The 11,965-nt window shown below is 68.9% G+C and carries 15 protein-coding genes and 1 tRNA gene; 5 read left to right on the top strand and 11 right to left on the bottom strand.

What is annotated here, in order from left to right:
• Positions 1–66 precede the first annotated feature (66 nt).
• From VF643_RS08440 to VF643_RS16110, 3 genes are all read right to left on the bottom strand, one after another.
• Entirely contained in the window at positions 67–1,413 is a 1,347-nt protein-coding gene (locus VF643_RS08440) for a DNA-packaging protein (protein ID WP_414713824.1), read from the bottom strand.
• A complete protein-coding gene (locus VF643_RS08445; protein ID WP_331042941.1) occupies positions 1,410–2,021 on the bottom strand; it encodes a hypothetical protein in 612 nt (203 codons plus the stop codon). Before VF643_RS08445 ends, VF643_RS08440 begins: the two co-directional genes overlap by 4 nt.
• Positions 2,022–2,227: 206 nt before the next feature.
• Positions 2,228–3,085: a cytosine permease gene (locus tag VF643_RS16110; RefSeq protein WP_414713825.1), complete on the bottom strand. Its 858-nt coding sequence runs from the start codon at positions 3,083–3,085 to the stop codon at positions 2,228–2,230.
• On the opposite strand from VF643_RS16110, the gene VF643_RS16115 reads away from it, so the two are divergent.
• The 3 genes from VF643_RS16115 to VF643_RS08460 all read left to right on the top strand — a co-directional run bounded on the left by VF643_RS16115 (position 3,030) and on the right by VF643_RS08460 (position 5,660).
• Positions 3,030–4,817, top strand: coding sequence for a hypothetical protein (locus VF643_RS16115; RefSeq protein WP_414713826.1), 1,788 nt, complete (start codon positions 3,030–3,032; stop codon positions 4,815–4,817). The genes VF643_RS16110 and VF643_RS16115 overlap by 56 nt on opposite strands.
• Positions 4,818–4,934: 117 nt before the next feature.
• A complete protein-coding gene (locus VF643_RS08455) occupies positions 4,935–5,399 on the top strand; it encodes a hypothetical protein (RefSeq protein ID WP_331042943.1) in 465 nt (154 codons plus the stop codon).
• 150 nt (positions 5,400–5,549) lie between these two features.
• Positions 5,550–5,660 (top strand): hypothetical protein, encoded by a 111-nt coding sequence (locus tag VF643_RS08460; RefSeq protein WP_331042944.1) that lies wholly within the window; start codon positions 5,550–5,552, stop codon positions 5,658–5,660.
• A 46-nt stretch (positions 5,661–5,706) separates the two neighbouring features.
• Here VF643_RS08460 and VF643_RS08465 read toward each other — a convergent pair whose 3' ends face one another.
• The 4 genes from VF643_RS08465 to VF643_RS08480 all read right to left on the bottom strand — a co-directional run bounded on the left by VF643_RS08465 (position 5,707) and on the right by VF643_RS08480 (position 8,431).
• A complete protein-coding gene (locus VF643_RS08465; RefSeq protein ID WP_331042945.1) occupies positions 5,707–6,366 on the bottom strand; it encodes an HAD family hydrolase in 660 nt (219 codons plus the stop codon).
• Entirely contained in the window at positions 6,366–7,331 is a 966-nt protein-coding gene (gene dapF, locus VF643_RS08470) for a diaminopimelate epimerase (protein ID WP_331042946.1), read from the bottom strand. Before dapF ends, VF643_RS08465 begins: the two co-directional genes overlap by 1 nt.
• 82 nt (positions 7,332–7,413) lie before the next feature.
• Positions 7,414–7,956, bottom strand: a complete 543-nt coding sequence (locus tag VF643_RS08475) for an MOSC domain-containing protein (RefSeq protein WP_331042947.1) — start codon at positions 7,954–7,956, stop codon at positions 7,414–7,416.
• A gap of 13 nt (positions 7,957–7,969) precedes the next feature.
• Entirely contained in the window at positions 7,970–8,431 is a 462-nt protein-coding gene (locus tag VF643_RS08480; protein ID WP_414713830.1) for a DUF6456 domain-containing protein, read from the bottom strand.
• Between the two features lie 97 nt (positions 8,432–8,528).
• On the opposite strand from VF643_RS08480, the gene VF643_RS08485 reads away from it, so the two are divergent.
• Both VF643_RS08485 and VF643_RS08490 read left to right on the top strand, forming a co-directional pair.
• Complete coding sequence (locus tag VF643_RS08485) at positions 8,529–9,092, top strand: helix-turn-helix transcriptional regulator (protein ID WP_331042948.1); 564 nt, start codon at positions 8,529–8,531, stop codon at positions 9,090–9,092.
• Between the two features lie 93 nt (positions 9,093–9,185).
• Positions 9,186–9,440, top strand: a complete 255-nt coding sequence (locus VF643_RS08490; RefSeq protein WP_331042949.1) for a hypothetical protein — start codon at positions 9,186–9,188, stop codon at positions 9,438–9,440.
• Between the two features lie 21 nt (positions 9,441–9,461).
• Here VF643_RS08490 and VF643_RS08495 read toward each other — a convergent pair whose 3' ends face one another.
• The 4 genes from VF643_RS08495 to VF643_RS08510 all read right to left on the bottom strand — a co-directional run.
• The gene (locus VF643_RS08495; RefSeq protein WP_331042950.1) at positions 9,462–10,475 is read right to left on the bottom strand and encodes a VacJ family lipoprotein; all 1,014 of its coding nucleotides are present in this window, start codon (positions 10,473–10,475) and stop codon (positions 9,462–9,464) included.
• A gap of 320 nt (positions 10,476–10,795) precedes the next feature.
• Positions 10,796–10,871, bottom strand: a tRNA-Val gene (locus VF643_RS08500).
• Positions 10,872–10,919: 48 nt separating this feature from the next.
• On the bottom strand, positions 10,920–11,813 hold the full coding sequence (locus VF643_RS08505) for a hypothetical protein (protein WP_331042951.1): 894 nt from the start codon (positions 11,811–11,813) through the stop codon (positions 10,920–10,922).
• A 2-nt stretch (positions 11,814–11,815) separates the two neighbouring features.
• Positions 11,816–11,965: NAD(P)(+) transhydrogenase (Re/Si-specific) subunit beta (locus VF643_RS08510; protein ID WP_331042959.1), on the bottom strand; the 150-nt coding region annotated here is incomplete at its 5' end.

Genomic DNA, 11,965 nt, shown 5'->3' on the forward strand with positions numbered 1-11,965 from the left:
ACCGCCTGGATGGAGCGATATTCCATAAACGCATAACCATGACCAAATGTCCAACCACTGAACGCCTCACACCACCGCCACCCTCGCCGTCCCCCGCTGGCCCAGCACCAGCTCGCTCACCGCCCACACCAGCGCATCCGCCCGGTCGGGCGAGCGGCCCGGCCCCTCATAGCCGCCCCCCGCGATCAGCCCGCACAATTCGTCCTCCAGGGCGCGGAAGCGTCCGCAATGCCGCACCCGGCGGCGTTCGTAGAGCGCGGCGACCGGCTCGGCCCGCGCGCTCTTGCCCTTGGTCGCATGCACCATCCGCACCGGCAGCGCGACGTCGGCGATGTGGAGGACGCGGCGGACCATTTCACCACCCTGGTTCGCCTCCGCGATCACCCGGTCGGCGCCATGCCGATCCGCGCAAGCCGCCACCGCGCGCGCCCATGCCTCGGGCGAAGCCCCGCTGACGCTGGCATCCTCCAGCACGTGCGCGATGCCGTCGCCGTCCAGCGCCACCGCCACGATCCCGCACGCATCGCCGCCGATCCCGGCCGGCGGGTCGACGCCGACGACGACGCGCACCGGCTCGCACGCGACATCGCTGCGGCACGCCTCGATCGTCGCGCGCGTCCACAGCGCACCGACGGCATCGTCGATCATTTCGCCCTCCAGCTCCTGCCGCCCCAGCCGCGTGTCGCCATATTGCGCGTCCATCTCCGCGACGAAGCTCGTGGGCAGGTGCACGTTGTCGCGCGTGGCACCGCGGATGTCGCGCACCCCGTCCATCTGCATCACCCGCCGCATCAGCGCATTCGGCCGGGGGGTCGTGGTCACCACCACCCGCGGCCTGTCGCCGCTGCGCAGGCCCAGCATCAGATTGTCCCACGCCGCCTCGCCGCCGTGCGATCCGCCCAGCCTGAACCCCTTGCTCCATTTCGCCAGCTCGTCGCACCAGGCGCCATGATGTTCCGGCCCGCGCAGGCTTTCCGGCGCGGTCGCGGCATAGACCTGCGCGGTGGCGCCGGAGGCAAAGCGCACCTCGCCGCGCATCCGCGACCAGCCGACCTGCTCGCCGGGGTGCGCCACCGCGATCAGCCCGCTCGTCCCCTCCACCATCACCTTGGCGACGTCGGGCATGGTATGGCCGACCAGCGCGATCCGCGCTGCGGGATGATCGCGCGCGAACTGGCTCACCCATTCCGCGCCCGCCCGCGTCTTGCCGAAGCCGCGGCCCGCGCGGATCAGCCATACCCGCCACTCGCCCTCCGGCTCATATTGCCCCGGATGCGCCCATATGCCCCAGCGTTCGCCGAACTCACGCGCCTGCGCCGGGGTCAGCGCGTTGAGCAGGCGGCGCCGGCCTCGCTCGTCCAGCGCCAGCACGCGCTCGACCAGCGCCTGGTCGGAGAGGAAGTCCCCGCTCACGCCGCATCCCGCGATTCACCGCCGCCCTCCCCCACACGTCCCGCATCGTTCGCACCGATTGCCCCATCCGGCTGCGCCTCGATCAGCAACGGCTTGGCCAAGGCCGGGCCGCGCCCGCGCCGCACCCGCCCCTCGATCGCGCGCAGCTTCTTCAGGATCGCCTCGGTCGTCTCCTGCGAGGTCGCCTTCGTCAGCTTGGGACCGCCCTTTAACGGCTTGCCCAGCATCGCACCCTGGTGCGTGCCGAGCAGTTTGAGTGCCAAGTCCACGTCGATCGTGCCGGTGGGCGTCACGTCCCCATTCGTGGTCTCGCGCGCGCCGCCGCCGTTCAGCGCGTGGCCGACCAGCTGCGTCTCCAGCATCTCATAGCCAGAGATCAGCGCCTCGCCCCACGCCGCCGCAAAGTCCGCGTCGCGTCGGCGCAGCGGATAGATCGCGGTGGCCGGCACCCCCACCACCGCCGCGGACGCACTCACGTTGCACGTCGCGGCCAGGTGATCCAGAAACGCCGCCTTGCGCTCCGGCGACCATTGAACCCGCGGCCCGTGCTCGCCCGCCTGATCCCCCGCCAGCTCGCCAAGCCCGGCGTCATCCACCCCGTCATCCATCGCTCATCCCCCGAAAGCCAAAGCCCGGCCCAAAAGCAAAAGGGCCGGACAGCACCCCCGTGCCCCGGCCCCGACTCGCAATTCTTCAGCGTTCCTGTTATGTACTCAAACAGCGTCGCGCTGTCAAGCCGAAAAGTGCCAATCCGGTTCGCGCCTGCCCGCATGCTTGCAGCGTCGGTTCTGCGGTCGGTCGCCCAGGAGCGACATCATGTCAGGCGACGGCCCGCCAGGCGCGTCAGCATGAACACCAGCATCGTCGTCGCCACGCCGTCCAGAACCGGAAGGCCGGTCAGCGTGACGAGGTGACGCGTCGTCGCGACGCCGACGATCGTCCCGACGGCCCAGCACAACCCCGCCAGGCCCGCCTCGCGACGGCCGGCCCGGCCGCGGACCGCGAAGTGAGACATGATGAGGATGGTGGCAAGCGGCGGCAGCGACACACCCAGCGCCAGAAGGAACGGAATGAATGCGGATTCGACGCCCAACACCACCAGAGCGACCCCTGCTGCCCAGACCGCAAACCCGATCAGCCGGAATTTGACCCTGGGAAGTTGATTGGCGAACGACAGGCTCGCAGAGTAGAGGCTCGCGGCAGAATCTATCCATGCCCCGAACAGCAGAACGATCAGCGCGGGCAGGCCAAATCCGAGCCTTATCATCGCGGTCACAAGGTCGCCCACGCCAAGGGCGGCACTGGCGAAGGATGCCAGCAGCATGATCGCCGGGAAAACCACGCCCAGAGCAAGTCCGGCGCCCAAGGCGGCATGCAGCGGCCTTCGCACGAAGCGGCCATAATCCGGCTGGATGACGATACCGACGACGTAGATTCCCACGATCGCGGACACCGCTTCGCTGAAATCCAGGTCGCCCGATCCTTGCGCCGACAGCACCGCATCCGCGCGATGCCAAGTCAGCGCCACCGATACGAACAGAACGCCGAACGTGACCGGCACCAGCACGAGGCCGATTTTCTCCAGCCCCGAAACGCCCCTTATCGCCATTGCCGTGATGGCGATCGATACGGGAAGCGCGATCGCGACCGGAGAGATCGTCCAGCCCGCCATCTGGCCGACTGCCGAGGCCGCGCGCCAGTTCGGCCATCACTTCCTGTTCCCGCGTGCTCAGGATCGCCGCGCGGCCATCGCTGGCCGGCGTCGTTTCCGTGCGCTCGGCGATCTCCGAAAGGAACGATGCTTCGACCGGGTTGCCGCCGCTGTCCCAGATGTCGCGCGTGAGATAACGGATGAGCGGCGCGAGTTCGGGTTGCTCGTAGAAGGGCAAAGATATGCCCTCCCCCGCCGCCTCGCCGACCGCGCGCTTGAGATGGGACATCGCCGCCTCGGACTGCCCTGCCAGGTCGGCACTTCGCGCCAGCAGAAGATGCGCCCGTACCACGTACGGCCGTGCGCCGACCGCTTGCGCACAGTCCAGCGCGTCGGCCGCCCGGGCGCTCGCGATCAGTGGAGCACGCCTGGCAAACCACATGACCAGCGCAAAGGCGACGTCCTGATACGGCCGCCAGCAGACCCGGTTCTCCCGCCAGATGCCAAGCGGGAACTGGCTGGCCAGCTTTTCGGCGAGCGCCGCCGCCGGTTTCGTGGCGCCGGCGATCAGGTGCCGTTGAAGCCGCTGCGCCTTGACGATGGTGGCCAGGCGCAGGAGACCACGGGCTTCGGCGAGTGCCTGGCCGTCAGCGATCACCAGGTCCATCGCGGCAATATTGCCGGCCAGCCACGCCGGCCGAAACCGCCGCTCCAGGCCCGCGGCATAGACTTCGACCCAGCCGTCGTAATCGCAGACGTGGCGGAATGCCTCGTCCAGATCGGCAACGGTCCTGGCAAAAGGCCCGCCGGTCCACAATTCGACCATCGAGAGAAGCGTTTCCGCTACCGCTTTCAGGCCGCTGTCGGCGCCGAAATTCTCCTCGGCCATCGCCTTCGCGCGTTCCAGATAAGCCGCCGCGCTCCGCAATTCTCCCTGGTACGTGCAGGCGACACCCGCGTGCAGAAAGCAGTAGTTCAGCCCCAGCACCGAGTTCGCCGAGCGCATCGCACTCATCGCCTGCCGCGCCGTCGCCTCCGCGTGGTCGAAGTCTCCCAGGCACAGCGCCGCGACGGTGCCGACGCATTCGAGAATGCCCTGGGTCAGGCCATCCGCATCCGGCAAGCGCTCGCGGGCATGTCGAATACGCCGCAGCAGGGGAAGGTCGATGCTATTGTCTTCGTAGATGCGCAGCAGAAAGTCGACGTTCAGAATGTCGCGCTCGCAATCGTCCAGCGCGCTCCAGTCTTTCACCGGCGCCTCGTCATCGGTAGCGACCAGATCGAACGTCGACCGTGCTTCGCGCAACCGGCCCATCTTCACGCGGGCATAGGCTTCGGCGATCAGCAGCCGGGGGTGGGACAGGCGCTCCGCCAGCGGGATCAGGTCGAGCAGCTGATTGAGCTGGCTCAGTCCGCCGAACAAGATCAGCCGCCAGCCGCCAGCCTGTTCGACGAGCGCCGAGCACCGCGCATAGTCACCCGCCAAGCTGGCGTGTCGCACGGCTTCCTCCAGCAGGCCGCTGCGTTCGAACGCTTCCGACGCCCGAAGATGGAGTGCAGCGACGCTGGCCGGCCGGCGCTGGCGCAGCTGCGCCTGAAGATATTCGGCGAACAGGTGATGATAGCGGAACCAGGCAGCGTCCCCGTCCAGCGGCGCCACCAGCGATTGCAACTGTTCGAGCTGCTCCATGATGTGCCAGCCGTCGTGCCGCTGACGGGTCGCATCGGCGATCTCGACGCTGAACCGTTCTAGGATCGACGTATCCAGCAGAAAGTCGACCGCATCCTGGCTGAGGCCGTTGAGCACCTGGTCGGACAGGAACGTCCACAAATGCCCGCCGCGTCGCGCCAGACGCCCCAGCGAAAGCGAATGTTCATTGCCCAGCGGCTTTGCCTGGAGCGAAATCAGACGCGCCAGCTGCAAGGCGACGGGCCACTCCTCGATCCGTTCCGCCAGCGCATCGCGCTCGGATTCGTCCAGCCCGACATCCAGTACCGAGCGCGATTCCGCTGGCGTGAAGCGCAGCATCTCGCTGGTGATCTCGACGACCTGGCCCGAACACAGCAGGCGATGCAGCCCGATGTCCGGCCGCTTGCGCGAACTCATCAGCAGCCGCATCCCGTCGGGCAATATCGCGATCCAGCGCCCCAGGAATTCGTCCAGCGCAGGCGACGATGCGCGATGATAATCGTCCAGGATCAGTGTGACCGGATCCGCCTGCGCATCCAGCGCAGCCTGGATTTCGCGAACGATGCCGTCCAGCATCAGCTCGACAAGCCCGCCCTCCAGATGAACCGCCAGATTGGGGATCGGCACGCCCGCGGCCTGCAGTGACCGGATCACCCCGATCATGAACCGCCGGACATCGGCATCCCCCTCGTCGAGCGTGAGCCAGCCGACGCGTCCGCCATCCTCGCGAATATGGTCGCGCCACCTGCCAAGTCATCCGTATAACAGAGCCGGCAAATCCTGCCCCATGTTAAAATGCGTGCGCGGCACGACGACACGCTCAACGGCTTGACCGGCAACGACACGCTCAACGGCGGCGGTGGCAGCGACACATTGAACGGCGGCATCGGATCCGACGTCCTTTAAGCCACGGGCGACGATTCCAGCGTCACGATCGGGCCGGCATGGCCTCTCACCGCGCCAGCGGCGAAGCCTCGTAATCCGCCAGCAGCGTCGCCACGTCGGCGTAAATCGCGATCGCGCCTGCTTCGCGCAACACATCCTGCGCGAACCCGCCGGACAGCAGCGCGACCGTGTTCGTCCCCGCTCCCGCGGCCGACGTCACGTCATACGGTGTGTCACCGACCGCAACCGCCCGATCCCCCTGCACGCCTGCCTTCTTCAGCGCCACCGCGAAGATGTCGGGCGCCGGCTTGGTCGTCGCCACATCGTCGCTGCTGGTCCTGGCCGCGACGATGTCTCCGATGCCGAGCAGCTCGACGTAATGGTCGAGTTCAGCCGCACTCGCCGATGACGCCAGCACCACCTTGCGCCCGTCCGCCGCCACCCGGCGGAGCAGGGCCGCTGCATCGGGGAAGGGGCGCGCGCGTTCGATATAGCGGGCCTTGAACACGTCGCCATGCGCCTCGTCGAGGCGCGCACGTTCGGCCTCGTCGCTATCGGGGAGCAGTGAAGGCACGAGGTTGTCGCCGCCCTTGCCGATCTGTCCGGCGATCGCTGCGCGGGGAACGTCGTGCCCGGCGTCTGCGAACACCTCCGCCCAGGCATCGACATGCAGCGTGTTGCTGTCGATCAGCGTGCCGTCGATGTCGAACAAGACCGCCTCGATCATCACATTCTCTCCCCGCTCGGCTTTCCTGCCGCCAATTCCCATGCCGCAACCTCGGCGCCGAACCTTTCATGCACCACCAGCCCGCTTGCCGCGCCGCTGGACAGGTCGACGTCGATCGCGCCGGCATATTCCCAAGTCGCATTGCCGATGATCGTCACCATCGCATCCGCGCTCGCCTGCGCGCGCACCAGCCCGCCGCGGTTGAAGACGGTGATCGGCGCGTCCCATGCGACGCGCCCGGTCAGGCACGCGGCATAGGTGGAGGCCGCCATCGCGCTGCCGCAGCTGTCGGTTAGTCCCACGCCGCGCTCGAACGTCTGCACGAACAGATCGCGCGTGCCGGATACGCCCTCCCGCATCTCGGCGAAGGACACGTTCGCCCGGTTGGGCACCCACGCCGGAGCCGCCTCGCACGCCTCGCCCGCGCGGCACAATGCCGCCTCGTCGACCGCTTCGACGAACGCCACCAGATGGGGATTGGGCATTGCCACCGCGGTGAAGGCCAGGCTTGAGGACAGTTCGGCAAGCGGCGCCTCGACCAGTCGCACGTGACCGCCGAGCGGCCAGGCGCCGGCATCCAGCGACGCCGGCCCCGCCACTTCGCGCACCCCATAGACGCCGGGTGCGACATCGGGCTCGCGCGCCACCTCGGCCACGCTGGTCTTTAGCCGCACACGCGCGGCGTCGATGGCCAATGCCGCGAACCCGGCACGCGCGACGCAGCGCAGGCCGTTCAGGCACGTCTCCGCCTCCGACCCGTCCGAATTGCGCATGACCATCGAAAAGGCGCAATCGCCGTCGCCCTCGCCCAGCAGCAGCAGGCCGTCGCCCCCCACCGGCCCGCGCCGATCCGCCAGCGCCCGCGCGACGATCGCCCAGTCCTCATCGCGCAACGCGATTCCGCGCGCGTCGATCAGCGGAAAGTCATTTCCCGACCCGTGGCAATGAACGAAATCGAACCGCATCACGCCACTACCCTGCCGACCCGGCCCGTCGCCGTCGACTCGCAACCGTCAGCCTATCGGGCAGCCGCGCACCGCCCGCAAGTCACACCGGTCCCAATGCACGATGCGGCGGCGGCGGAAGCGCGATCGTCACCGCATCGCCGCCGCGCACCGCGCCGTCCGCGATCACCACCGCCATCACCCCGGCCTTGCGCACCAGCCGGCCGCGCGCATCGCGATCCAGCGTCGCGCGCATCAGCCCGGGCGCGAAATCATCCAGCTGCGAACACGGGTTGCGCAATCCGGTCACCCGCACCTGCGCGGATTCGCCCAAATGCACCACCGCCCCCTCGGGCAGGTCGAGCAGCGCGATGCCGCGCACCAGCACGTTCTCGCCGATGTCCCCAGCGCGGACCGCAAAGCCCTTGCCCGCAAGTTCGTCGAGCAGTTCGGCATGAAGCAGATGCACCTGCCGCAGGTTCGGCTCGGTCGGGTCGCGCGCCACCCGCGATCGGTGCTTCACCGTCTCTCCGCCATGCGCATCCCCCACCACACCCAACCCCGCGACCAGCCGGATCGTGTCGCACACCTGCTTGGAAAAGCGATGCTCCCGCGCCGCCGCCACCGCGATCACCTGTCCCATCATGCCAATCGCTCCCTCACCGCAGCCCATAATGCGCCGCCACCCGGTCGAGCGCCAGAGTCAGCACCAGCCGTCCGGCGCGCGCGGGCCAGCCCAGCGCCTTCTCCGCCACCGGCAACCCCTCGCCAGCACACACCACGCGCCACAGCACGTCGCTCAGGCCCGGACCCGCCGCCGCGACCGCCCCGTCGAAGCGCCGCTTCGCCGCGATCTGCGCCGCATGGGGCTCCAGCGCGGTGCCGCCGCCGCCGTCCACCCGCGCTGCCCAGCGCATCGTCACGCGGGGCGCGAGCATCGCCATTTCGTAATCGCCGCGCAGCCGCTCGCCCGCCTCGAACTGCCGCGCATCCACCAGCCCGCGCGCGCGCAGCCAGCCCAGCGGCGATTCGGCGAGGTTCACCGTCACCCTGCGCCCGCGCCCGCGCCCATCCTGGGTGAAACCCTGCGCATCGACCGTCCGCTCCATCAATTCCCGCATCGTCCGCTCCTGCCATGCCTCGACCGGCAAGGCCCTTGCCAGCGCATCGCGCATGTAGGACAGCAATAAAAACCAGATAGGTTCGCAAGGGACGCCCATGATAACCAACATCCGCAATGTCCGCCGCGCGCGCGGCATGACGCTGGATCAGGTCGCGCGCGCCTGCGTGCCTGCCACCACCGCGCAGCAGATCGGCCGGCTCGAAGTCGGCACGCGCACCGTTTCGGTCGCCTGGCTGAACCGTATCGCCGCGGCGCTGGGCGTGACCGCCGCCGACCTCGTGCAACTGCCCGACCGGGTCGATCTGCCCGTTGCCGCGATCCTCGACGCCACCGGCGCCCGCGCACCCACCAAGGCGTCGGCAGTGGCCGCGCCCGTTCCCGCACCCGGCCATATCGCGCTATGCGTGACCGCCAGCATCGGCGATTACCGGGCGGGCGACGTGCTGTGGTGCGAGACGCTCGCGCCCGAGCAATTCGCCCGCGCGACGAACCGCGACGTCCTCGTTCCCCGCGCCGCCGGCCGGTTCACCTTCGCCCGCCTGCTGGACCGCGATGCGACCCGCCTCCACCTCCTGCCCCCCGGCCCGGGCGCGCGTCAGCAGATCGTCGCCAACCCGCCCTGGCTCGCGCGCGTCGTCCGCCTGGTGCGCGACATGTAGCGGGTGTCGATCCGCCGCCCCTCTCGCGCCAAGCATCATGCCACCTCCGCCGGTTTCGCACGTTGTCGCGTCGCGAACCAAAGGAGACGAGCGATGGAAATCATCAAATTGCCGGTGGGGCAGGAGGCACCCAAGGACAGCGACTGCATCAACCTGCAACCGATGGCCGATGGCCGATACCGGCTGGAAGGATCGGCACTCATCAATTGCGGCGACAGCGCCGAAGCCGAATCGGTCGCGATGGTCGACGGCGGACATTACGACAGCTGCGAGCAGGCGGAAGCCGCCGGCATGGCCTGGGCGGCGACGCATTGCGTCCAGACGCTGTACATCAGCACCGCCCCATAGATCGCCGGCGCGGTCCGCCTGCTAACGCGGTGCCGGCGTCTCGCTCGGCCGAATATCGTCCAGCAGCTTCGGATCGATGGGGAGCGGCGCGCCCTTCGCGGGCGTGCCGGGCGGTGCGTAGGAAGCCGGCACGTCGACCAGCGGCCCGCGCCCATGCAGCGCCTCGATCTCGGCCTCGCGCTGGTTCAGATACGTCTCGCGCGCCGCGGCATAGGGATCGGTGGTCGCGCGCACCTGCTTCAGCCGCTCGTCGACTTCACTGCGGCGGTTCAGGGCCGTCATCACGCCGACGGGAATACGGTAGCTCGCCTGGTTGAACGGCTTGCCGACCCCGACCGGCAGCACCAGTCCATCGGCGACCCCGCCGACCATGTCGCGCAGCGTCGTCGGGCCGACGCCGGGCAGGAACAGGAACGGCCCCGACCCGACGCCGTAATAGCCCAGCGTGTTGGCGAAGCCGTTGCGCCGCCGCGGCAGCTTGAACGGCTTGCGCCGCGCGAAGTCGAACAGGCCGAACACGCCGATCGTCGAATTGATCGCGAACCGCCCGAACGTCGCCGCCGCCTTGCCCACTTTCAGCTGCAGCACGAAGTTGATGAACACGATCGGCTCGCGGACATTGCCCAACGCATTGCGGATGCCATCGCGCACGGGTTGCGGCAGCACCGTCTTATAGGCGCGCGACAGCGGCGCCACGATCGCCCCGTCCACCGCCTGCATCGCGGCGAAGGATTGCGCGTTGACCTGTTCCAGCGGGTCTCCGGGCGTCTTCGGCTGCTGTGCCGCAGTCACCACGACATCGCCCTGCCCCGTAGCGCCGGCGGGCGCAGCCGGCCCGGCGGGCACTTGTCCCGCGTCGGCGGGGGGCAGCATGATCGCCGGATGATTGCGGGCGATCCCTGGCACGGGCACGCTCGGCACCGCCGCAAGTGGCTGTGTCGAGAGGATCGGCCATTGCGCAGGGCCAGCCACCATTGGAACGGCCGCGGGCGGCTGCACACCGACGATCAGCATCACGGCGTGAAGCGCGATCACTTGCCGGCCCCCCTCTTATCGTCTGGATGCGTCTGACGGTCCTCCATCGACCTAGCCGATGGGACGACGAACGACGTGCACCGAACAGCCGCAGCTTGGCGACGCACGTTCTCGGATCGCACGGCGCATCGCAGATCATAACCGACCGGCGTGCTGGACCTGCACCACGAACCGACCGATTTCCTCCTCGCGCTCTGGCGCATAGCGATCCTCAACGCGACTCCGCCGATCATGCGATCGGCCGAACCATGGCCGAAATGAATGCCGCTCCGTCAACAGGACAGCCGTTTCGCGTCAAACTCGCGCTGCGGCTTTGAAGGTGGTGGGCGCTGACGGGTTCGAACCGCCGACCTACTCGGTGTAAACGAGCCGCTCTACCAGCTGAGCTAAGCGCCCCCTTGCGGGTCGGGCAGCGATGCCAAACCCCGCGCCGATACGCAAGGGTCACACGATCGGCAGCCCGCCGCGCCGGACCGCATCGGCATAGCCGTGCATCGCCGCGCTGGCAGCCGGCGTCAGCACCAGGAACGCGCGCCGCTTGTCGCCCGCATCGGGCATTCGGGCAAACAGCCCCGCCGCAACCATCCGCGATATCCAGCGCAGCGCCGTGGTCGGCGCCACCGCCGCTGCGATGCACAGGCTGGAGACCGACACCTGACCCCGCTCCAGTTCCGATGCGAACAGATCGAGCAGCATGTCCCAGCCCGGATCCTCCACCAGCCGTGCGTCGAAATATTGCGCGCGCATCCGCCGGGCGCGAATCGTGCGCCGAACGTCGGCGGCAGCTACCGGCGCCTGCGCCTGCGCCGCGGCCACGCTGTAACCCAGACGCCGGTCCTCGACCGCCCCATCGCCGGCGTCGGGCGCCTCGACCAGCCGCGCCAGCAGGCCCGCGATCCGCGCCACCTCCTCGTTCATCCGCCGCAGCCGCTCGCGCTCGTCCTCGCGAACGAAGCCGGGCGTATCGCCGATGCCCGCCGCCACCGCCACCGCCGCCACCCGCTCGGCCAAGGTCGGCGCGCACAACAGGATGACCCGTGCACCCAGCAGCTCGGCGGCGACCAGATCGATCTGGTCGACCGCGATCGTCGCCACCACCGCCCGGCCCCGCGCGTCGGCGATCGCCGCCAGGCCCGGCAGCGCATCGGCCAGCACCGCGTCCGCGACGCCCTCCGCCTCGACGACCAGCACCGTGGCGGCTTCTCCGGGCACACCGTCCCACCCGATCCGCTCACCGATCCGACCGCCGGCCAGCGCGATCGCCTCTTCCCCGTCCGCCGACGCGCCGACCAGCGCCACGACGAAGCCAGAGCCATACCCGCCCCCCGGCTGCATCATGCTCAGCCCAGCGCCTTCACGATATCCTCGACCATCTTCTTGGCGTCGGCGAGCAGCATCATCGTGTTGTCCATATAGAACACGTCGTTGTCGACGCCGGCATAGCCGACCCCGCCCATCGACCGCTTGATGAACAGCACCGTCTTGGCCTT

The organism is Sphingomonas sp. (genome assembly GCF_036387595.1).
GTDB lineage: Bacteria > Pseudomonadota > Alphaproteobacteria > Sphingomonadales > Sphingomonadaceae > Sphingomonas.

Excerpts from the sequence above, each read along its gene's own strand:
- VF643_RS16115 (WP_414713826.1), top strand. The coding sequence starts at position 3,030 with ATGGCGATCGATACGGGAAGCGCGATCGCGACCGGAGAGATCGTCCAG.
- VF643_RS08465 (WP_331042945.1), bottom strand. The coding sequence starts at position 6,366 with ATGATCGAGGCGGTCTTGTTCGACATCGACGGCACGCTGATCGACAGC.
- dapF (WP_331042946.1), bottom strand. The coding sequence starts at position 7,331 with ATGCGGTTCGATTTCGTTCATTGCCACGGGTCGGGAAATGACTTTCCG.
- VF643_RS08490 (WP_331042949.1), top strand. The coding sequence starts at position 9,186 with ATGGAAATCATCAAATTGCCGGTGGGGCAGGAGGCACCCAAGGACAGC.
- VF643_RS16110 (WP_414713825.1), bottom strand. The coding sequence starts at position 3,085 with ATGGCGGGCTGGACGATCTCTCCGGTCGCGATCGCGCTTCCCGTATCG.
- VF643_RS08445 (WP_331042941.1), bottom strand. The coding sequence starts at position 2,021 with ATGGATGACGGGGTGGATGACGCCGGGCTTGGCGAGCTGGCGGGGGAT.
- VF643_RS08460 (WP_331042944.1), top strand. The coding sequence starts at position 5,550 with ATGCGTGCGCGGCACGACGACACGCTCAACGGCTTGACCGGCAACGAC.
- VF643_RS08480 (WP_414713830.1), bottom strand. The coding sequence starts at position 8,431 with ATGCGGGAATTGATGGAGCGGACGGTCGATGCGCAGGGTTTCACCCAG.
- VF643_RS08505 (WP_331042951.1), bottom strand. The coding sequence starts at position 11,813 with ATGATGCAGCCGGGGGGCGGGTATGGCTCTGGCTTCGTCGTGGCGCTG.
- VF643_RS08455 (WP_331042943.1), top strand. The coding sequence starts at position 4,935 with ATGTTCATTGCCCAGCGGCTTTGCCTGGAGCGAAATCAGACGCGCCAG.
- VF643_RS08475 (WP_331042947.1), bottom strand. The coding sequence starts at position 7,956 with ATGATGGGACAGGTGATCGCGGTGGCGGCGGCGCGGGAGCATCGCTTT.
- VF643_RS08485 (WP_331042948.1), top strand. The coding sequence starts at position 8,529 with ATGATAACCAACATCCGCAATGTCCGCCGCGCGCGCGGCATGACGCTG.